At 71.8% G+C, this 19,345-nt stretch carries 18 protein-coding genes; 8 read left to right on the forward strand and 10 right to left on the reverse strand.

Annotated elements, in window-relative coordinates; all coding sequences use genetic code 11:
* Positions 1–300 (reverse strand): helix-turn-helix transcriptional regulator (locus PV350_RS22180; protein WP_500335577.1); only part of this gene is annotated, 300 nt, incomplete at its 3' end.
* 450 nt (positions 301–750) lie between these two features.
* Between PV350_RS22180 and PV350_RS22185 the strand changes: the two genes are divergently transcribed.
* Positions 751–1,074: a hypothetical protein gene (locus PV350_RS22185; RefSeq protein ID WP_500335579.1), complete on the forward strand. Its 324-nt coding sequence runs from the start codon at positions 751–753 to the stop codon at positions 1,072–1,074.
* 128 nt (positions 1,075–1,202) lie between these two features.
* Positions 1,203–2,060 carry an alpha/beta fold hydrolase gene (locus PV350_RS22190; protein ID WP_500335581.1) on the forward strand — a complete coding sequence of 286 codons (858 nt, stop codon included), beginning with the start codon at positions 1,203–1,205 and terminating at the stop codon, positions 2,058–2,060.
* Between the two features lie 18 nt (positions 2,061–2,078).
* Here the strand turns inward: PV350_RS22190 and PV350_RS22195 are convergent, their stop codons facing one another.
* Positions 2,079–3,128, reverse strand: a complete 1,050-nt coding sequence (locus PV350_RS22195) for a TDT family transporter (RefSeq protein ID WP_500335583.1) — start codon at positions 3,126–3,128, stop codon at positions 2,079–2,081.
* Positions 3,129–3,404: 276 nt separating this feature from the next.
* Between PV350_RS22195 and PV350_RS22200 the strand changes: the two genes are divergently transcribed.
* Entirely contained in the window at positions 3,405–5,537 is a 2,133-nt protein-coding gene (locus tag PV350_RS22200; RefSeq protein ID WP_499515867.1) for a SpoIIE family protein phosphatase, read from the forward strand.
* A gap of 20 nt (positions 5,538–5,557) precedes the next feature.
* Here the strand turns inward: PV350_RS22200 and PV350_RS22205 are convergent, their stop codons facing one another.
* Both PV350_RS22205 and PV350_RS22210 read right to left on the reverse strand, forming a co-directional pair.
* The gene (locus PV350_RS22205; RefSeq protein ID WP_500335585.1) at positions 5,558–5,836 is read right to left on the reverse strand and encodes a hypothetical protein; all 279 of its coding nucleotides are present in this window, start codon (positions 5,834–5,836) and stop codon (positions 5,558–5,560) included.
* A gap of 101 nt (positions 5,837–5,937) precedes the next feature.
* Positions 5,938–6,774, reverse strand: a complete 837-nt coding sequence (locus PV350_RS22210) for a polysaccharide deacetylase family protein (protein ID WP_500335587.1) — start codon at positions 6,772–6,774, stop codon at positions 5,938–5,940.
* A gap of 117 nt (positions 6,775–6,891) precedes the next feature.
* On the opposite strand from PV350_RS22210, the gene PV350_RS22215 reads away from it, so the two are divergent.
* Genes PV350_RS22215 through PV350_RS22225 form a run of 3 tightly spaced genes read left to right on the forward strand, consistent with a single transcriptional unit; the run spans position 6,892 to position 10,456 of the window.
* Positions 6,892–7,416, forward strand: a complete 525-nt coding sequence (locus PV350_RS22215) for a PadR family transcriptional regulator (RefSeq protein ID WP_500335589.1) — start codon at positions 6,892–6,894, stop codon at positions 7,414–7,416.
* Entirely contained in the window at positions 7,413–8,099 is a 687-nt protein-coding gene (locus PV350_RS22220; RefSeq protein ID WP_500335591.1) for an ABC transporter ATP-binding protein, read from the forward strand. Before PV350_RS22215 ends, PV350_RS22220 begins: the two co-directional genes overlap by 4 nt.
* A complete protein-coding gene (locus PV350_RS22225; protein WP_500335593.1) occupies positions 8,096–10,456 on the forward strand; it encodes an ABC transporter permease in 2,361 nt (786 codons plus the stop codon). Before PV350_RS22220 ends, PV350_RS22225 begins: the two co-directional genes overlap by 4 nt.
* Before the next feature lie 15 nt (positions 10,457–10,471).
* Here PV350_RS22225 and PV350_RS22230 read toward each other — a convergent pair whose 3' ends face one another.
* The 5 genes from PV350_RS22230 to PV350_RS22250 all read right to left on the reverse strand — a co-directional run bounded on the left by PV350_RS22230 (position 10,472) and on the right by PV350_RS22250 (position 17,001).
* Positions 10,472–11,491: a LacI family DNA-binding transcriptional regulator gene (locus tag PV350_RS22230; RefSeq protein ID WP_499515861.1), complete on the reverse strand. Its 1,020-nt coding sequence runs from the start codon at positions 11,489–11,491 to the stop codon at positions 10,472–10,474.
* 41 nt (positions 11,492–11,532) lie between these two features.
* Positions 11,533–13,809, reverse strand: coding sequence for an alpha-xylosidase (yicI, locus tag PV350_RS22235; RefSeq protein ID WP_499515860.1), 2,277 nt, complete (start codon positions 13,807–13,809; stop codon positions 11,533–11,535).
* Between the two features lie 179 nt (positions 13,810–13,988).
* Complete coding sequence (locus tag PV350_RS22240; protein ID WP_499517024.1) at positions 13,989–14,774, reverse strand: carbohydrate ABC transporter permease; 786 nt, start codon at positions 14,772–14,774, stop codon at positions 13,989–13,991.
* A gap of 32 nt (positions 14,775–14,806) precedes the next feature.
* Positions 14,807–15,709 carry a carbohydrate ABC transporter permease gene (locus PV350_RS22245; protein WP_326570785.1) on the reverse strand — a complete coding sequence of 301 codons (903 nt, stop codon included), beginning with the start codon at positions 15,707–15,709 and terminating at the stop codon, positions 14,807–14,809.
* On the reverse strand, positions 15,706–17,001 hold the full coding sequence (locus tag PV350_RS22250; protein ID WP_499515858.1) for an ABC transporter substrate-binding protein: 1,296 nt from the start codon (positions 16,999–17,001) through the stop codon (positions 15,706–15,708). Before PV350_RS22250 ends, PV350_RS22245 begins: the two co-directional genes overlap by 4 nt.
* A 720-nt stretch (positions 17,002–17,721) precedes the next feature.
* Between PV350_RS22250 and PV350_RS22255 the strand changes: the two genes are divergently transcribed.
* Positions 17,722–18,036 carry a hypothetical protein gene (locus tag PV350_RS22255; protein WP_499515857.1) on the forward strand — a complete coding sequence of 105 codons (315 nt, stop codon included), beginning with the start codon at positions 17,722–17,724 and terminating at the stop codon, positions 18,034–18,036.
* A 91-nt stretch (positions 18,037–18,127) separates the two neighbouring features.
* Here the strand turns inward: PV350_RS22255 and PV350_RS22260 are convergent, their stop codons facing one another.
* The gene (locus tag PV350_RS22260) at positions 18,128–18,694 is read right to left on the reverse strand and encodes a hypothetical protein (RefSeq protein WP_500335597.1); all 567 of its coding nucleotides are present in this window, start codon (positions 18,692–18,694) and stop codon (positions 18,128–18,130) included.
* A 307-nt stretch (positions 18,695–19,001) separates the two neighbouring features.
* Between PV350_RS22260 and PV350_RS22265 the strand changes: the two genes are divergently transcribed.
* Positions 19,002–19,334 carry a tetratricopeptide repeat protein gene (locus PV350_RS22265; protein WP_179279764.1) on the forward strand — a complete coding sequence of 111 codons (333 nt, stop codon included), beginning with the start codon at positions 19,002–19,004 and terminating at the stop codon, positions 19,332–19,334.
* Positions 19,335–19,345: the final 11 nt, after the last annotated feature.

Raw genomic sequence — 19,345 nt, forward strand, 5'->3', positions numbered from 1 at the left:
GGGTCCGGGGGCCGGGACGGCGGGGGCGGCGGGCTCGGGCTCGGGCTCGGTGGCGCCGAGTTGGGCGGCGATGCCGTCCAGGAGCTTGGCGTACGCGGCGCGCGTGGCACCCTGCGGCTCGCTGCGGCCGGACTCCCAGGCGGCCACGGTCGTCCGGGTCACGTCGAGCGCCTCGGCGACCTCCGCCTGGGTCAGGCCGTACTCGGTGCGCAGCCGGGAGCGTTCGGCGGGCTCGGGCAGGCGGGTCCGCCGCGGCCCCGGCTTCAGGAGGGCGTCGACGGGATCGGACGTGCTGGCCATGCGGCGGTGGGCTCCTTCGCTGCTCGGTGCTGGCCGGTTACGGGGGCACGACGGGGTTCCGTGTCGGGGAACTCGCGCAGGTGCTGCCCCGTGAGGATACGGGCCGGGTTGCGCCCCGGGGGCAGCGGAAGGCTGCTGCCCGGCACCCAGCGGAAACGCCGTGCGGGTACCAGGTGGAACGCGTACTCCCCGCCGCCGGCGTCGTCGGCCCCGTACCAGGCGACCGTCCGGGCCGACAAGCGCCAACCCCGGGCCGTGCTCTCCTCGACGGTGCGCCCGTCGCGCGGTGCCCGCCGTACGTCCACCGCCGGCATCCCCGGCCCTCCCTCCGCCGCTCCGTCCGGCCCCTGACCACCCTTTCCAGGTCCGCGACAACGGACTTTATCGGCCGGCAAAGCAGCCCGCGGGCACCGAAGCGCCCGGCGGGGCGTCCGTCGTAGGGTGTGGTCCGTGGCCGACCTCATGGGCTGTCTGATCCTCGCCGCCGTACTGGCCGGGGTCATGGGCGTGTTCGCCTGGCTGGCGCGGGTGATCCGGCGCCGTGGTGTCGCCGGCCATGCGGTCGCCGCCGCCCTGGCCTCCTATGAGGAGGCGTTCCGCGTCACGTCCTACGAGGCCCACCAGGAGATCCGCACCCAGGCCGAGCGCAGGCTGCCCTTCGACTCGCCGGACGAGCCCTGGCGCCCGGCCCGCGCGACGGTCCCGGCCCGCCCGGCCGTACGCTCCGCGCGGGGGCCGCGCACCTGGGTCCGCCGCCTGCGGCGTCGCCGCTGACTGATGAGCCCGGTGAGGCCCTGCCGTCGCCTGCACCTTTGAGCCGGACCCAACCTTGCCGGACAATATTGGCAACGGCGGCACGCACACCGCCGACGGCGGGGGCTCACCCAGCGCAGGACGGCACCATGCCTTCGTACGTGCACACCACGGCACCGACCCGGTACATCGAGGTGGACGGCGACCGTTACGCCCATCGCCGTTTCGGGGCGGATTCCGGGACGCCGCTCCTGATGCTCCCGCACTTCCGCGCGGGCATGGACCACTGGGATCCGCTCGTCACGGACGGCCTCGCCGAGAACCGGCCGGTGATCCTCTTCGACAACGCCGGGGTGGGGAACTCGGGCGGCCGGACGCCGGAATCGGCGGAGGGTTTCGCCGAGAACGCCGTCGCGTTCCTGCGGGCGCTCGGCGTTCCCGAGGTCGACCTGCTGGGCTTCTCGGTGGGCGGGTACGTCAGCCAGGCCCTCGTCCTGGCCCATCCCGAACTGGTGCGCCGCCTGGTCCTGGTCGGGACGAAGCCGCGCGCGGGCGAGACGGCGGGCGTCGGCGAACGGGTCGTGGAGGTGGCCGCCCACGAGGTCCTGACCGAGGAGGACTACCTGTACCTCTTCTTCGACGACTCCCCCGGCGGACGCCGGGCCGGCCGGGAGTTCTGGCTGCGCCGCCACGAGCGGACCGTGGACGCCGACGCCGAGTCCGGCCCGGACAGCGTCCGCGCACAGCAGGCGCTGCGCGCCGACTGGAACACCGGACGGGGCGAGCGGTACACGGAGCTGCGGCGCATCACCCAGCCGACGCTCGTGGTCAACGGCAGCGACGACCTCATGGTCCCGACCGTCAATTCGTGGATCCTCGCGCAGCACATCCCCCACGCGCAGCTCGTCATCTACCCGGACGCGGGCCACGGGGCGCTCTTCCAGTACCCCCGGCTGTTCTGCGCCCACGTCGCCCGCTTCCTCGACAGCGAGGTCCCCTTCACCTGACCCCGTGACGGGCCCGCTTCACTCGGCTCCCGCGACCGCCCGGTGCCGGCCCACGGCGCGGACGGCGTACCGGACGGTCGCCGCGTACAGGGCGAGGAACGCCCCGCTGACCAGGACGATCACCATCCAGGTCAGGCCCTGCCAACCGGGGACGGCGGCGCCGTGGAGCCAGCGGACGAGGAAGTTGCCGGTGGCCGCCGCGGGGAAGGAGAAGACCCAGTAGCCGGTGTGGAACCCCTCCTGGCGGACGTGCGGCACCAGGAACAGGACGATCAGGACGGTGAAGAGCACCAGCCCGGCGAAGCCGTACCCCACGGCGTCGACCCGTCCGCCGTGCGCTGCGGTCCAGGCGAGGCCGCCGACGGCGGGCGGGATCGTGAGGACGGTCAGCGTGGGGCGCGCGGGTCCGGGCAGGCCGTCCGTCACGAGGCGGCCGAGGACCACGGTGCCGAAGGCGAGCCAGTACAGGACGCCCACCGCGAAGGCGGCCGAGGCCGCCTCGGGGAGGGCGACCGCGGTGCCGGTGGTGCTGGCGATGAAGGGTCCGGAGACCACCGGAAGCAGGTAGCCGGGGTGCAGCGGGGCGGAGCCGAGGCCGCCGGTCACCCAGTGCGCGAGCAGCCGGGCGGCGAGGGCGGCGGAGGCGAGGGCGAACAGCGCGTAGAACCAGCGGGCGCCGTCGACCCCGAAGCGGGCGAAGTGGCTGGTGGCCAGCATGCCGATGATCGGGACGTACGCGAGCGCGAAGCCCTGACCGGGGTGCCGCAGGTCCTCCAGGACGTTGCGCCGGCGTGCTCCGCCGTGCCGCACGTACTGCGCCAGCAGCACCACCCACAGCAGTCCGCTGACCACGAACAGGGCGTCGCTGACCCCGATGGGCGCGGACACCGTGGCCGATGCCGACTGCCAGAGCCCGCCCAGGCCCGCCGTGCCGAGGGAGACCGACATCATGGCGATGTGGGTGGCGCGCCGGGCGCCTGCGCCGTTCCCGGCTGCGGCGTGCGCGGGCCCCGACGAGTCGTCCGGGGGCGTGACGGTCACGGGTGCGTCGAGTACGGCCGACTGCATGCGGTGCTTCTCCTCGGGGGTCCGGCGCCGCGGAGGGGCGCGGCGGGGTGTGGTTGCAACTTTAAACCAGGCGCGGCGGCGAGCCCTTCCCGCTCCCGCGGGGAATCCGGGATCGCGTCCCGGAATCCCCGGCCCGGCCCCGGGGCCGGGGCGGGCCGAGATGCCCCCACCTGTCGGCGGGGACTATCGTCCACATATGGGAGCGCCCCGGCCACGCCGAAACGGCGTTCCCCGGCGGCGAACGGCCCGTTGGGCACCGCGCGGGGCCGGTGGGTGATGAGCGGGAGCGCAGCGCCCGGCGCCGCGCCGGAGGAAGAGGCCGCACTCGACCAGGCCCTGGCCGAGGTGGCGAGAATCACCGCGTCCCACGCTGCCGGCGTCTTCCTGCTGGTGCCGCACGCCCAGGCGCTGCGCCTGGCGGTGGTGACGGGCCTGTCGGCCGGAGTGGTGCGGCCCTGGTCGCGGCTGGCGCTCGCGACACCCGCGCCCGTCTCCACGGTGGCGCGCGACGGACGTCCGGTCTGGGTGCACGGCCACGACGAGCTCGCCCGCCGGTTCCCGCGCACCGCCTTCGCGCTGCCCTACCGGCTGGCGATGTACGTCGTGCCGTTGCACACGGGCACCACGGTGTCGGGCGTGCTGCAACTGCTGTGGCCCGACACCCGTCCCGACCGGCTCGCCCAGGAGGAACGGGCCGCCGTGACCCACGCCGCCGACCGGATGAGCGCGCTGCTGACGCGCGCCGCCGCCCGGGGGCGCCCGCTGCGGCCGGGTGCCGTTCCCCGGGTGCTCGCGCCGGACCCTCCGCCGTCCCTGCCGCCCGCCGAGGCCCAGGCCGCGGCGGAACTGGCGGAGCGCCTGGACGACGGGGTGCTCGCGCTGGACCTGGAGGGGCGGGTGACCTTCCTCAACGCCACGGCCGCCGAACTGCTCGGCCGCGGCAAGGCCGAGCTGATGCACACCCGCCTCTGGGAGTCCCTGCCCTGGCTGATCGACCCGGCCTACGAAGACCCTTACCTGGCTGCGCTGTTCAGCCGGCTCCCCACGGACTTCACCGCGCTGCGCCCCCCGGACGACTGGCTGTCCTTCCGGCTCTACCCCGACACCACCGGGATCAGCATCCGTCTGCGGACCGCCCCGGCCCCGGCGGGCGACCGGCTCCCGCCCGCCACACCCTCAGGGACAGCGCCGACCCGCGCCGGCGCGCTGTACCACCTGCTGTACATCGCCTCGTCCCTCACCGAGGCGGTCGGCGTCCAGGACGTGGCGACCGCCGTCACCGAGCAGATCATGCCCGTCCTCGGGGCCGACGGCCTGTCGTTGCTGATCGCGGACGAGGGGCGGTTCCAGGACGTCGCCTCCCGTGGATTCCCCCGGACCCACAAGGACTTCTTCCGCGGTCTGTCGCTGACGGTCGACACCGCGGGCTCCCGCGCCGTCGCCACGGGGGCGCCGCTCTTCTTCAGCGACGTCGACGCGATACGGCAGGCCTTCCCCCTCGTCACCCCCTACACACGGATGGGCGCCTGGGCGTTCCTCCCGCTGAACGCCTCGGGCCGCACGATCGGCTGCTGCGTCCTGGGCTTCGCCCTCCCCCGCGCATTCCCGCCCGACGAGCGCGCCGCCCTCACCTCGCTGGCCGGCATGATCGCCCAGGCGCTGGAACGTGCCCGGCTGTTCGACACCAAGAGCCAGGTCGCGCGCACCCTCCAGACTGCGCTGCTGCCGCACTCCCTGCCGCACGTGCCCGGCCTGCGCGTCGCCGCCCGCTACCTCCCGGCGACCAGCGGGATGGACATCGGCGGCGACTTCTACGACCTGATCCGCCTGGACGGCGCCGGGGCGGCGGCCGCGGTCATCGGGGACGTCCAGGGGCACAGCGTCAACGCGGCGGCGCTGATGGGCCAGATCCGCACGGCGGTGCACACCCACGCGAGCACGGGCGCGGCCCCGGACGACGTGCTGACCCGGATCAACCGCCTGTTCAACGACCTCGACACCGACCTGTTCACCAGTTGCCTGTACGCACAGCTGGACGTGCCCGGGCACCGCGCGCTGCTGGCGAGCGCCGGACATCTGCCGGCGCTGCTGCGCCACCGGTCAGGTCGCACGGAGATCCTCGACGTACCGCCCGGGCTCCTGCTCGGGGTCGACGTGACCGCGGACTACCGGGCCGCGGAGGTGTCCATGCCGCCGGGAAGCGTGCTCACCCTGTTCACCGACGGCCTGATCGAACGTCCCGGCACCGATCTGGAGACGGCGCTCGGGGAACTCGCCGGCCGGCTCGCCGCCGCGCCCGTCCGTTCGCTGGACGACCTGGCCGACGAGCTCCTGCGGGAGGCCCGGCGGACCTCCGGGGGCCGCGACGACATCGCCCTGCTGCTGGTGGGCCCGGTGCCCGGGGAGTGACGGGCGGGGGTTCCGCGCGCTCAGGCCGCCCGGCCGGCGAGACGGAACCGGCCGAGGGTGTCCTGCATCAGCCGGCGCACCTCGGCCCACGTGCCGTCGACCGCCGCGTCGCCGCGCAGCACGCGCTCCGTGGGCTGGGCCGCGAACCAGCGGGCGCGGCGCAGCGCGTCGACCCCGGCGATCGTCCCGGCCACCACGTAGTAGTGGCGGACGAGCGCCCCCGAGCCGCCGCGATGTCGCAGCCCGACCAGCCAGACCACACCGTCCTCGTCACCGTTGTGAGGGTGGGTGTCCGTCATGTCTCACTCCCCGCCACGCACTCCCTGCTCCGGTCGTCCACGGTGCCGCCGAAGCCGCCGGCGGGGCCACCTCCATCCGGCCGCGTCCCCCTCGGATCCGGTCAGGGGCGGTAGACCGCCCCGGGCTGCGGGGTGCCGGGGGCGAGCAGCTGCGGAACGGTCACGAAGGTGAAGCCCCGCTTCTTGAGCGCGTCGATGATGCCGGGCACGGCCGGCAGGGTGCCCCGGTAGCCCTTGGCGGCCGGGCCGGGGACGAGGTCGTGGAGCAGGATGATGCCGTCGCGGTCGGCCTGGTCCAGGACGCGCTTGGTGATCAGGTCGGGGTCGTTGGTCTCGTAGTCCTTGGCGGTGACGCTCCACAGCACCTCGGAGAGGCCCATCTCACGGGCGATGCCCTGGACGGTGTCGTTGGTGCGTCCCTGCGGCGGGCGCATGAGGGTGGGCCGCCGGCCCGTTATCCGCTCGATCGCGTCGTTGGGACGGCTCAGCTCCTCGCGTATCTCCTCGGGCTCGATCTGCGTGAGGATCTTGTGCGTCCAGGTGTGGCTGGCGACCTCGTGCCCCTCGGCGGCCATGCGCTTGACCATGTCCGGGTAGCGGTCGATGTGCTTCCTGCCGAGGAGGAAGAAGGTGGCGGGCACCTGCTTCTCCTTGAGGACGTCCAGCAGCTGCGCCGTGTGCTTGCTCGGTCCCGCGTCGAAGGTGAGCGCGATGCACTTGGCCTTGCGGCAGTCGACGCTGCCGAAGGTGCCGTTGCCGGTCTTGCCGGCCTCCTGCCGCACGGTGCCCGGGGAGGTGGTCTCCACGCGGGTGCAACCGGTGAGCGCGAGCGCGAGCGCCAGGGCTGCCGCGGGAAGCGCCGCCCATCTGCGGGCGGTGCGGGCGGAGGCGGCGTCGCGTCGGGCGGGCAGGAGGCTTCGGAGCCGGGTGGTTCGCATGGCCGCGACTCTACACAGGGGGTATACACGCAATTCATAGCGGGGGTGCCCCCTGCCGCACACGATCACGACATCGCGTCTACATGACGTGTATACCTCATGTGTATATTGACGCGCATGTCCATCGGTCACACCCTCCTGGGCCTCCTCGAATCCGGGCCGCGCCACGGCTACGACCTCAAGCGCGCCTTCGACGAGCGATTCGGCCACGACCGGCCGCTGCACTACGGGCAGGTCTACTCCACGATGTCGAGGCTGCTGAAGCACGGCCTGGTCGAGGTCGAGGCCATAGAGCCCGGCGAGGGCCCCGAGCGGAAGCGGTACGCCATCACGGAGGCCGGCGTCACCGACGTCGCACGGTGGCTGGCGACCCCGGAGAAGCCCGAGCCGTACCTGCAGTCGACGCTCTACACCAAGGTCGTCCTCGCCCTGCTCACCCAGCGCGACGCGGCCGACATCCTGGACGTGCAGCGTGCCGAGCACCTGCGGCTGATGCGCGACCTGACCGAACGCAAGCGCACCGGGGACCTGGCCGACCAGTTGATCTGCGACCACGCCCTGTTCCACCTCGAAGCCGACCTGCGCTGGCTGGAGCTGACCGCGGCGCGGCTCGACGGGCTCGCCCGCGAGGTGCGCGCGTGACGCCCGCAGAGCCCCTGCTCACCGCCGACGGCCTGCACAAGAGCTACGACCGGACGCCGGCCCTCGACGGGGCGGACTTCTCCATACGCTCCGGCGAGATCGTGGCCGTGATGGGCCCGTCCGGCTCCGGCAAGTCCACCCTGCTGCACTGCCTCGCCGGGATCGTCGTCCCGGACGCCGGCACCATCACCTACCGCGGTCGTGAGCTGTCCGCGATGAACGACGCCCGGCGCAGCGCCCTGCGGCGCAGCGAATTCGGCTTCGTCTTCCAGTTCGGGCAGCTCGTCCCCGAGCTCACCTGCGCGGAGAACGTGGCGCTGCCGCTCCGGCTGGGCGGCACCTCCCGCAAGGAGGCGACGCGCACCGCCTTGGAGTGGCTGCGCAGGCTGGAGGTCGAGGACGTCGCGGGCCAGCGGCCCGGGGCGGTCTCCGGCGGGCAGGGACAGCGGGTGGCCGTCGCCCGTGCCCTGGTCACCGGACCCCGCGTGCTGTTCGCCGACGAACCCACCGGAGCGCTGGACTCCCTCAACGGCGAACGCGTGATGCAGTTGCTCAGCGCCGCCGCCCGCGAGACCGACGCCGCGGTCGTCCTGGTCACCCACGAGGCGAGGGTCGCCGCGTACTCCGACCGCGAGGTCGTCGTGCGTGACGGGAAGGTCCGCGACACGGCGCGCGTGGCATGAGCCCGGGCGACACCCCCGGCACCACCCGCGGGAGCCGGATCCGGGACCTGGCGATGGGTGTCCGGTTCGCCGTCACCGGTGGCCGCGAGGGCTGGGTGCGTACGCTCCTGACCGCCGTCGGGGTCGGCCTGGGAGTGGCCCTGCTGCTGCTCACCGCCGCCCTTCCGAACGCCCTGACGCAGCGTCACGACCGCGAACGCGCCCGCAACGACATGACGTACACCTCGGTCGTCAAGCACCGGGCCGACGACACGATGCTGATCGCGACGGTGGACACCACCTACCGCGACCAGGAGGTGCGGGGCCGCCTGCTGCAGCCCGAGGGCCGGCGTCCACCGCTGCCGCCCGGCGTCGGCCGGCTGCCCGGGCGCGGGACGATGGTGGTCTCCCCCGCCCTGCGGCGGCTGCTCGCCTCTGCGGAGGGCCGGCTGCTGAGCGAGCGGCTGCCGTACCGCGTCGCGGGCACCATCGGGCAGGCCGGGCTGGTGGGACCGGACGACCTCGCCTACTACGCGGGGACCTCCGGGCTATCCGCCGGCGCCGGTGCCGGGCAGACCGTCCGCGTCGAACGCATCCACGCCTTCGGCTCGGTGGACCAGGGCAGCCCGGCGGACCCGGTCCTCGTACTGCTCGTCCTCATCGTCTTCGTGGCGCTGCTGATGCCGGTCGGCGTGTTCATCGCGGCCGCCGTCCGCTTCGGCGGGGACCGCCGCGACCGCCGGCTCGCCGCGTTGCGCCTGCTCGGCGCGGACGCCGCGACCACCCGACGCGTCGCCGCGGGCGAGGCCCTCGCCGGCGCCCTGTGCGGACTCGCCGTCGGCGCCGTGCTGTTCGCGGCCGGGCGCGCCCTGGCGGGCCGGGTCGGCTTCTACCGCGTCAGCGTCTTCCCCGGCGACCTCACGCCCGTGCCCGCGCTCACCGCCCTGGTCGCCGTCGCCGTCCCGGCCGCCTCGGTGGCCGTGACGCTGCTCGCGCTGCGCGGCGTGGTCATCGAGCCGCTCGGTGTCGTCCGCGCGAGCAAGCCGCCGCGCCGCCGGCTGTGGTGGCGGCTGCTGTTGCCGCTCGGCGGGCTCGCCCTCCTGTACCCGATGGTCGGGCAGGGCCGCGACCGGGGGAACTTCAACGAGGCGCTGGTCGTCGGCGGCACGGTCCTGCTGCTGATGGGCGTCACGGCACTGCTGCCGTGGATCGTCGAGGCCGCCGTCGACCGGCTCGGCACCGGCGCTCCCTCCTGGCAGCTCGCGGTCCGCAGGCTCCAGCTGAACAGCGGCACCGCGGCCCGCACGGTCAACGGCATCGCCGTCGCCGTCGCCGGGGCGATCGCGCTCCAGATGCTCTTCGCGGGCGTCGACGGCTCGTACACCCGCAGTACCGGGAACGACCTCTCCCGGGCCCAGATGGAGGTCCACCTCCCGGCCGCCGACTCCCCCGCGGACGCCGCCCGGCGGCTCACCGCGGCCGACGCCGTGCGCGAAGCGACCCCGCTGTCGGTGGGGACGCTCGGCGAACGCGCCGAGGACCCGCAGCGGTACGTCGAACTGACCGTGGGCACCTGCGACGCGCTGCGCGTGGTGGCGAGGGTCTCCGCGTGCCGCGACGGCGACGTGTTCGTCGTCCGGGACCGGGAGTACGACGACGACACCGTCCGCACGGCGAGGCCAGGACACGTCGTCTACCTGGACCCGGGCTACGCCGGCGCGCCGGGAAGCGGACTCGCCTGGCACCTGCCGTCCGGCCTGAAGGAGGCCCGCACCCGCGCCGACCCGAGCGGCTACGAGCGCGGCGGCGTCCTCGTCACTCCCGGGGCGCTCCCCCCGTCCGCCGCCGGGACGGTCACGGGCAGGGTCTACGTCTCGATCGACCGCTCCGTGCCGGACGCGCCCGAGGTCGTCCGCAACACGGTGGCCGCGATCGACCCGCTCGCCGACGCGCGCGAGTACGTCACCAGGACCGAGTCCGCGCGCTTCTCCTCGATCCGCACCGGGTTGTTCGTCGGCACCTGCTGCGTCCTGCTGCTGATCGGGGCGAGCCTGCTCGTCTCCCAGCTGGAGCAGTTGCGCGAGCGGAGGAAGCTGCTGTCCACCCTGGTCGCCTTCGGCACCCGCCGCAGCACCCTCAGCCTGTCGGTGCTGTGGCAGACCGCCCTCCCCGTCGGCCTCGGCCTCGCCCTCGCGTGCGCGGTGGGCCTGACCCTGGGCGCGGTGCTGCTCCGCATGGTCGGTGCGCCCGTCACCGTCGACTGGCCCGACGTGGGCGCCATGACCGGCGTCGGCGCGGCCGTCGTCCTGCTGGTGACCGCGCTCAGCCTCCCTGCCCTGGTCCGCATGATGCGACCGGACGGCCTGCGCACGGAGTGACGGCGACGGGGCCGGTCACGGGGCCACGGCCGCCGGCGGGGCGGTCGTGGCCCGGGGGGTCAGGAGTGCGGAGAGCACGGTGGTCTCCGGCACGTCGTCACGGCCCGCGAGCTTGGCCAACAGGAGCTCCACCGCGCGGGTGCCGATCTCGGCCGAGGGGATCGACACGGAGGTGATGGGCACCGATGCCTGCTCGGCGGTCTCGTCGGGGCAGATCGCGGCGACCGACAGGTCCTCCGGTACCCGCAGGCCCATGGCCTGGAAGGCGGAGATCAGGGGCTGGGTGATCGGCTCGTTGTGGACGACGATCCCGGACAGCCCCGGCTGTTCGCGCAGCAGTTGCTCGGCCATGGCTCGCGCGGCGGCCGGGGTCTCCGGGCAGGGGTGGACGGACGAGCGCAGGCCGAGGCGGTCGGCGGCGGCCGTGAACCCCGCGGCGACCCGGCGGGCGAAGCCGGTACCGCGGACGTAGACCTCGGGGGGTGAGCCGACCAGGGCCACGGTCCGGTGGCCGAGCGAGGCGAGGTGCTCGACGCACGCCTCGCCGGCACCCGCGAAGTCCAGGTCGACGCAGGTCAGCCCGGCCGGGTCGGAGGGGAAACCGATCAGCACGGACGGCCGGTCCATGGTGCGCAGCAACGGCAGCCGGCGGTCGTCCATCTCGACGTCCATGATGATGAAGGCGTCCGCCATGGCGCTCTGGGCGACCCGGATGATGCCCTCCTCCCCCTCGCTCTGCGTGAGGAGGAGGACATCGTGGTCGTGCTCCCGGGCCGCGGTCAGCACGGACGTGGCGAATTGCATGACCACGGGCACGTGGATGCCCTTCCGGAGGGGCAGCACGAGACCGAGCACCCGTGACCTGCTGCTGGCCAGGGACCGGGCTCCGGCGTGCGGCCGGTAGCCCAGTTCACGGATGCTGTCCTCGATGCGCCGCCGGGTCTCCGGGGAGATCGGCCGCTTGCCGCTGAGGGCGTAGCTGACGGTGCTCGGCGACACGTTGGCGTGCCGCGCGACGTCAGTGATCTTGACCATGCAACTCCCTTCCCGTACGTGCGTGCTGCAGCAGACCGCCCTCAGGAGCCGGCGAGCTCCAGGGTGAGGACGGCCGTACCGGCCGCCGCACGCGCGGAGGGTCCGCCGGCCACCTCGACGCCCCACGGGAGCGACGCGTCGGAGGTCTCGGCCCGCAGCGTGGAGCCCTCGCGCACGACGGTGATCTCGGCCGCGGCCGTGCCGTCCTCGCGGGGGATCCGCACGGTGGTGCGGGAGCCGTCGGCGGGCTCGAAGACCCGGACGGTGACGTCGTCCGCCCACGCGTAGTCGGGGCGGTCGGTGACCGCACCGACCGGGATCGCGGAGCCGGGCCGGGCCAGCAGGGGGACGCTCAGGTAGTCGTGGGTCTCGCGCACCCAGCGCGGGCCGGTGACCTTCTCGCCGGTCGTGAAGTGGGTCCAGGTGCCCTCCGGCACGTAGTACGACACCTCGCCGTCCTCGGAGAACACCGGCGCGACGAGCAGGTCCCCGCCGAGCATGTACTGGCGCTCCAGCGAGGCGCAGCCCGGGTCGTCCGGGAACTCCAGCACCATGGCCCGCATCATCGGGACGCCCTCGGTGTGCGCCTGGTGCGCGGCACCGTAGAGGTAGGGCATGAGGCCCAGCTTGAGCTTGGTGAAGTGGCGGAGGACGTCCACCGCCTCCTCGTCGAACAGCCACGGCACGCGGTAGGACGAGGAACCGTGCAGCCGGCTGTGCGAGGAGAGCATGCCGAAGGCGGTCCAGCGCTTGAACAGGCCGGCGTCGGGCAGCCCCTCGAAGCCGCCGATGTCGTGGCTCCAGTAGCCGAAGCCGGACAGGCCGAGCGACAGGCCGCCGCGCAGCGACTCGGCCATCGACTCGTACGTGGACTCGCAGTCGCCGCCCCAGTGCACGGGGAACTGCTGGCCGCCGGCCGTGGCCGAGCGCGCGAAGAGCACGGCCTCGCCCTCGCCGCGGTGCTTGCGCAGCACGTCGAAGACGGTCTTGTTGTACAGCTGCGTGTAGTAGTTGTGCATGCGCTCCGGGTCGGAGCCGTCGAACCAGGCGACGTCGGTGGGCACGCGCTCGCCGAAGTCGGTCTTGAAGCAGTCGACGCCCATGTCGAGGAGGGCCTCGAGCTTGGACGCGTACCAGGCGCAGGCGTCGGGGTTGGTGAAGTCGACCAGGGCCATGCCGGGCTGCCACAGGTCCCACTGCCACACGCCGCCGTCAGGGCGCTTGAGGAGGTAGCCGGCCGCCTTGCCCTCGGCGAACAGCGGTGAGCGCTGGGCGATGTAGGGGTTGATCCACACGCAGATGTGGAGGTCGCGCTCCTTCAGCCGGCGCAGCATCCCCTCGGGGTCGGGGAAGACGCGCGGGTCCCACTCGAAGTCGCACCAGTTGAACTCGCGCATCCAGAAGCAGTCGAAGTGGAAGGCCGACAGCGGCAGGTCGCGCTCGGCCATGCCCTCGACGAATCCGGTGACGGTCTGCTCGTCGTAGGAGGTGGTGAACGACGTGGTCAGCCACAGCCCGAAGGACCAGGCGGGCGGCAGGGCCGGACGGCCGGTGAGCGCGGTGTACTTGCGCAGGATCTCCTTCGGCGTGGGGCCGTGGATGACGTAGTACTGCAGCTGCTGCCGCTCGGCGCTGAACTGGACGCGCGAGACCTGCTCGGAGGCGACCTCGAAGGAGACCTTGCCGGGGTCGTCGACGAAGACGCCGTAGCCGGCGTCGGTCAGGTAGAACGGGATGTTCTTGTAGGACTGCTCGCTGCTGGTGCCGCCGTCGGCGTTCCAGATGTCGACGGTCTGGCCGTTCTTGACCAGCGGGCCGAAGCGCTCGCCGAGCCCGTAGACGGAGGTGCCGACGGCCAGCCGGAGCTGCTCGCGGACGTGGTGCTCGCCCTCGGCGGTCTCCATCAGCGCCATGGCCTTGACGTCGCTGCTGGTGAGGGTGCGTCCGTCGGCCTGGAACTCCATCCGCCACTCGCCGTCGAGGCGGAAGCGGACGCTCAGGTCGCCGGAGGTCAGGACGGCCTGCTCCTCGTCGACCGTCACGAGGGGCTCGTGCGGCTCGTGGTGCAGCTCGAAGTGGGGCCCGGTCTCGACGTCGCCCTCGAAGTGGGTGATGCGCACACCGATCACTCCGGGCATGGGCGCGGTGCAGTCGACCGTGACGAGCGGGCCCTTGAGCAGGTCGCCGCGGTGCCGGATGTGCTGGGTGGGCGCGTGGACCCGCAGCGTTCCGGGGCCCGGGACGGCATCGAGGACCTCGGCCGGATACGCCGCCGTGACGCCTTCGCGCAGCAGCCAGTACCCGTTGGTGAACTTCATGGTCGATGCCTTTCCCGGTGGGCGGCCACCGGCGTTCTCGGTACGTGTGGGAGCAGGTGGGGCCGGCTCTGCCTCCTGCCGCGGAGCAGGGAGGCAGCGGGGAGGCAGAGCCGTGGGCGGGACGCGGGGAGGTCATCCGCCCGGGTGGAGGGCCGCGGACACGGTGGTCCGGGCGCGGATCACTTCACGGCGCCGACGGCGATGCCGCGGGTGAGGGTCCGCTGGAAGAGCAGGAAGAAGACGATCGCGGGCAGCGCGCCGAGCAGGCCGGCCGCGTTGGTCATCGTCGCGTCCATCAGACGCTGGCCCTGGAGCACGCCGAGCGCGACCGAGACGGTCTGGTTGTCGTTCGACGGCAGCATGACCAGGGGCAGCAGGAACTCGTTCCAGGTCCAGATGAAGAAGAACACCAGCAGGACGCCCAGGGTGGGCCGGCTGACCGGGACCACCATCCGCCACAGGATCTGCCAGCTGTTGGCGCCGTCGATCCTGGCCGCCTCGATGATCTCCTTCGGGAAGGCCCCGAGCACGGAGGAGAGAAGGTAGGTGCCGAACGCCGCCTGCACGACGCTGAAGACGATGATCAGGCTCAGCCTGGTGTCGTACAGGCCCACCTGCTTGGACAGGTAGTACAGCGGGTAGACCAGGGCCTCCTGCGGCAGCACGTTGGCCAGCACGAAGAAGGCGAGGAAGTAGGCCTTGCCCTTGATCCTCCCGATGCCGATCGCGTACGCGTTCAGCACCGAGAGGATGACGCCGAACACGGCCACCGAACCCGAGATCACGATCGAGTTGATCAGCGTGTGCCCGAAGTTGACCCGGGTCCAGAAGTCCGTCAGGCCGTCCAGGTGGAGGCCGTGGGGCAGCGAGAGCGGGCCGTGCGCGGAGTAGTCGGCGGGCGACTTCAGCGCGTTGATGAGCACGATCAGGAGCGGCAGCACCATGAAGATCGCGCCGAGGATCATGGCCACCAGCACGGGGTAGCGCTTGAGCGCCTTCACTGTGCGTCCTCCGATCGGGTCTGGAAGCGCAGGCCGACCGTGGTCAGCGCCAGGATGATCAGCGTGAGGACCGTCGCGATCGCCGAGCCGTAGCCCACGTCGGTCTTCTCGAAGAAGGTCGAGAAGGAGAAGTAGGACGGGACGATGGTCGAGTCGGCGGGTCCGCCCTTGGTGAGGACGTAGACCGCGCCGAAGACCTTGAGCGCCGCGATGGTGCACCACAGCATCACCACGTAGATCTCGGGGCGGATCTGGGGCAGCGTCACGTGCCAGAAACGCTGCCACCAGTTCGTCCCGTCCAGCTCGGCCGCCTCGTAGAGCGAGGGATCGACCCGCTGGAGTCCCGCCATGAAGATCACGACGGGGAACCCCAGCTGCACCCAGACCATGACGGCCATCACGCTGTAGAGCGCGAACTTCGGGTCACCCAGCCAGTCCTGCTGGAGCGAGCCCAGGCCGACCGCCTTCAGCAGCTCGTTGAGCGAGCCGTTCTCGGGGGCCAGGATCCAGCTCCAGACGATGCCCGCCACGGTGATGGGCAGGACCTGCGGGAGGTAGAAGCAGGCACGCAGCACGCTGGCCAGCTTCGAACCGAAGTGCTTGCCGATGAAGTCGAACAGCGCCGCGGCCACCACCAGGCCGACGGCGGTGGGGATCACCGCCATCGCCAGGACCATGGCGACGCTGTGCCGGAAGGACTCCCAGAACCGTGAGTCCTTCATCAGCTCCCGGTAGTTCTCCAGCCCCGCCCAGGTGGGCGAGCCGACGCCCTGCCAGTGCGTGAAGCTGAAGTAGATGTTCATCGCGAACGGCACGATCACGACGGCCAGGAAGGCGATGACACCCGGGATCAAGTACAGCGCGTAGGGATTGCGCAGCCGGAGGGGTCGGGCACTCATGACGTGGGCGCACCCGCGTCATAGGCCTTCTGCAGCTCGTCCAGGACCTGGTCCGGGGTGCCGCTGCCGGTGATCAGCTTCTGCGTCGCCGAGACCAGCACGTCGTAGAAGCCGGGGACCGGCCAGTCCGGGTAGAAGGCGAGACCGTCCTGGTCCGAGACCTTGTTGAAGTTCTCGATCAGCTCCTTGGAGCTGGGGTCGGTGATCGCCGAGGGCTCGGCCGCGACGGGCACGCCGCCGTTGTTGCCGAGGGTGTTCTGGATCCCCTTCTTCATCGTGATGTCGATGAAGTCGTAGGCCAGCTGCTTGTTCTTGGCGTTCTTCGGGACGACCCAGAGGTTGCCGCCCGAGCCGAGGGTCATCTTGGACTCCGGGAAGAGGAACGAGCCCCACTGGAACTTGTTCTCGTCACGGAAGCGGCCGTACCACCAGCTGCCCGAGAAGAAGATCGGGGACTTGCCGCCGATGAAGGAGACGCCGGCGTCCTCGGCCTTGGCGCCGCTGCTCGTCTTGGCGATGTAGCCCTTCTTCACCCAGTCCGACAGGGTGTTGGCGGCGTACGTCCAGGCGGCGTCGTGGAAGTCCGCCTTGCCCTTGTAGAGCTCGAAGGAGTCGACCCAGCTGCGGTCGGCCTTGGTCAGGGCCAGCTGGTACAGGTACTGGTGGGCCGGGTACTCGGCGCCGCCGTTGGCGAGCGGGGTGATGCCCTTGGCCTTGAAGGCGGCGAGCGCCTGCTCGAACTCGTTGAACGTGGTCGGGACCTTCACGCCGTTCTTCGCGAAGAGGTCCTTGTTGTAGTACACCATCGTGTACTCACCGAAGTTCGGGATGCCGTACCAGTTGCCGGAGCCCATGACGCCCTTGGCGTCGTAGCGGCTGGTGGTGGTGACGCTGGGGCTGAGCAGCTTGTCCCAGCCGTACTTGGTGACCTGCGGGGTGAGGTCGGTCAGCAGGCCCTGCTTGGCCAGCAGGCCGGCCGTGGCGTTGCCCTTGTTGTACTCCATGAGGTCAGGGGCGTTGCTGGAGTTGAGCACCATCGAGGCGGTCTTCTGGATCTGCTCGAAGCCCTTGGCCTCGAACTCGACCTTGACGCCCGGGTGGCTCTTCTTGAACTCCTCTATCGCCTGGTTCCAGGCGATGCCCATGGCACTGTTCGGGGCTTCGTAGTGCCAGAGCTTCAGCGTCTTGCCGTCGCCCTCCGCACCCCCGTCCGAGCTTCCGCACGAAGTGATGAGCATGGCGCCCGCAAGGGCAGCTGCTGCGAGAGCCAGCGGTCTGCGCACCTTCAACATTGAAGTGACCTCCACCTGGGCCGAACGAGTGAGGCGTCCATCGAATGGTTTCGATGCGACGCGTCGAAGCGCTTCGACGCAGGACCGTATGCAGCGATCGCGGATATGTCAATGGTGTTAACAAATCGCCGACCAGCGATTTTTGAAGCGTTACCGATGCGCAACAGCTGCGCGACATGCGACGGATGCCCGGAGTGACCACATGGGGACGCAGCGGTGTCGACGGAGGGGCGGAAGCGCTTGACAGCGAAGCGGATTCACCTCTTCCGGATTTCGGCGGGAATTTCCCCTACACCCCACTGACATCACTCGCCCCTTCTGTCTCATTTGCCATATCGGCCCCTGTGGTCACGTGGGACTCGTGGCGGATGGGGTCGCCCGGCGGCTTCAACTGGCCCGGCCCGAGGGCTCGTTGGGCGACCGCTGACACAACGGAACCTGTGCGGTACGCACGGTTGAAAGGGCGTCACAGTAGAGCAAAAGATACCAATATGCACTTTTTGTCGGATCCCTTTGACGGGCGGCACAAAACGCGCCTACCGTTCATATAGGGACGTCTTCAACTACAGATGTCTGTTCCGGCGTTCCACGTCCGTGAGGTGCGTCCGCACCAAACGCCCGCACCCCCATCTGCGCCGGGATGACGCGCACGATCCGGCGCGACGGCGGCCCGCTCCGTGCGGACCGCGACCCGAAGTCCAGATCCCCGAAGGGGGAGTCATGCGCACGCTTACCATCCGCAGGATCGCCGCCGCCGCCGTGGTGGCGCCCCTGCTCGCCTTCGCCGGAGCCACCGCGGCCAGCGCGGCGACGCCACAGACAGCACCCACCACCGCGCAGTCCGTCGTCGACCACGGCGGCGGCTGGGGCGGCGGACACGGTGGCGGCCACGGCGGCTGGGGCTGGGGGAACGGCTACGGCTGGGGCGGCTACGGCGGTTACGGGGGCTATGGCGGCTATGGCGGTTACGGCGGCTACTACGGCTTCTACCCCGGCTTCTACGGGACCGGCTTCTACGGAGGCTTCTACCGCTGAGGGCCACATCCACTGAAGATCATCGAGGAACGACCGACGGCCCCCGCGACGCGGGGGCCGTCGGTCGCGTCCTGCGCCGCCGCGCGCCCGCTCAGTCCCACAGTTCGCGGACCGGATCGTGCGGCCAGGAGGGTTCGGTGTCGGGGTAGGTGATCGTGAGCTTGGTGAAGTGCCGCAGGTGCGGGTCCTCGGGCCAGGGCTTGCTCTCGGAGAGCCTGATCTTGACCGGGAAGGTGTGGAAGTGGCCCGCCGCGCAGTACGGATCGCAGTCGTTGGCCTCCTCGTAACCGGTGCCCACGGCCGAGTCGCTGCCCCAGTGCGACCAGTACAGGCCGCCCAGCCGGTCGTTCCCGTCCCCGCAGGCCAGGAGGAAGTCCGGGGGCATGACCAGTCCCCGGCCGAAGCACGTGACGAGCACCGTGGCGTAGGTCGGGGCGGCGCCGCCAGGGGCGGCCTGGGCCGTCGCGGCGCCGGCGGCGGCCGTGGCGGGGGCGGCCGCGACCACGGTCGCGAGGGCCGCGGACGTGGCGGTCAGGGCGAGGGTGCGGAGGAGTGGCATGTCGGTCTGCCTTCCTGGCCGCTGCCGGGGGTGGTGGCGGTCGTGGGCGAGGATGCGGTCCGGAGTGCCGCTGCGCGGTTCGCGGGATGCGGGGGGCACGATTGCCGGCGTCCCGAGCGGGGCCGCTGCGCGGCGGAGAACGGGAGCGGAGGAGGGCGGAGGACGGCGGGAGATCCTCGGACGTGCGGCCATGCGGCCTCGAAGTCACGTTCCCCCAGGAGGGTGAGGCGCGCAACCCGGCCGGGCCCCCTCCGGCTCCGGACGACACGCACGGTGATCGGTCCGGCACACAAAGATTCCGGCAGATCAAGAGGGCGGAGTGGAACAAATCAGACACTTGCCCCGGTTGGAAGGCATACCAAGGAGATCGTCCTTCGACCGAGGTGATGCAGTAGTGGGCACCGACATGAGCAGTCCGACCACGGAGACGTTCAAGCGCGCCGTGCTCTTCTTCAACCGGCAGCGCTACGCCGCCGCGGCCCGGACGCTCGCGTCCATCGTGGACGTGGCGCCCCGCAACATGGCGGTGCGCATGCTGCTGGCCCGGTCGTACTACTTCTCCGCTCAGCTCTCGCGGGCCGAGGCGGAGCTGCGCGACCTCCTGCGTGCCGAGCCGCAGGACGCGCACGCGCACCTCCTCCTCGGCCGCACGCTGGAGCGCCAGGGCCGGCTCGCCGAAGCGGCCCCCCACCTGCGGCTCGCCGACGCGATGACCGCCTGGGACCTCGTCGTGGTCTGACCCTTCGGGCC

Origin of the sequence: Streptomyces sp. PA03-6a (assembly GCF_033792765.1) — a bacterium.
Lineage (GTDB): Bacteria > Actinomycetota > Actinomycetes > Streptomycetales > Streptomycetaceae > Actinacidiphila.

Coding starts and splice junctions, on each gene's coding strand:
- PV350_RS22210 (WP_500335587.1), bottom strand. CDS start 6,774: ATGCGAACCACCCGGCTCCGAAGCCTCCTGCCCGCCCGACGCGACGCC.
- PV350_RS22250 (WP_499515858.1), bottom strand. CDS start 17,001: ATGTTGAAGGTGCGCAGACCGCTGGCTCTCGCAGCAGCTGCCCTTGCG.
- PV350_RS22240 (WP_499517024.1), bottom strand. CDS start 14,774: ATGATCCTCGGCGCGATCTTCATGGTGCTGCCGCTCCTGATCGTGCTC.
- PV350_RS22200 (WP_499515867.1), top strand. CDS start 3,405: ATGAGCGGGAGCGCAGCGCCCGGCGCCGCGCCGGAGGAAGAGGCCGCA.
- PV350_RS22245 (WP_326570785.1), bottom strand. CDS start 15,709: ATGAGTGCCCGACCCCTCCGGCTGCGCAATCCCTACGCGCTGTACTTG.
- yicI (WP_499515860.1), bottom strand. CDS start 13,809: ATGAAGTTCACCAACGGGTACTGGCTGCTGCGCGAAGGCGTCACGGCG.
- PV350_RS22205 (WP_500335585.1), bottom strand. CDS start 5,836: ATGACGGACACCCACCCTCACAACGGTGACGAGGACGGTGTGGTCTGG.
- PV350_RS22215 (WP_500335589.1), top strand. CDS start 6,892: ATGTCCATCGGTCACACCCTCCTGGGCCTCCTCGAATCCGGGCCGCGC.
- PV350_RS22190 (WP_500335581.1), top strand. CDS start 1,203: ATGCCTTCGTACGTGCACACCACGGCACCGACCCGGTACATCGAGGTG.
- PV350_RS22265 (WP_179279764.1), top strand. CDS start 19,002: ATGAGCAGTCCGACCACGGAGACGTTCAAGCGCGCCGTGCTCTTCTTC.
- PV350_RS22255 (WP_499515857.1), top strand. CDS start 17,722: ATGCGCACGCTTACCATCCGCAGGATCGCCGCCGCCGCCGTGGTGGCG.
- PV350_RS22225 (WP_500335593.1), top strand. CDS start 8,096: ATGAGCCCGGGCGACACCCCCGGCACCACCCGCGGGAGCCGGATCCGG.
- PV350_RS22195 (WP_500335583.1), bottom strand. CDS start 3,128: ATGCAGTCGGCCGTACTCGACGCACCCGTGACCGTCACGCCCCCGGAC.
- PV350_RS22230 (WP_499515861.1), bottom strand. CDS start 11,491: ATGGTCAAGATCACTGACGTCGCGCGGCACGCCAACGTGTCGCCGAGC.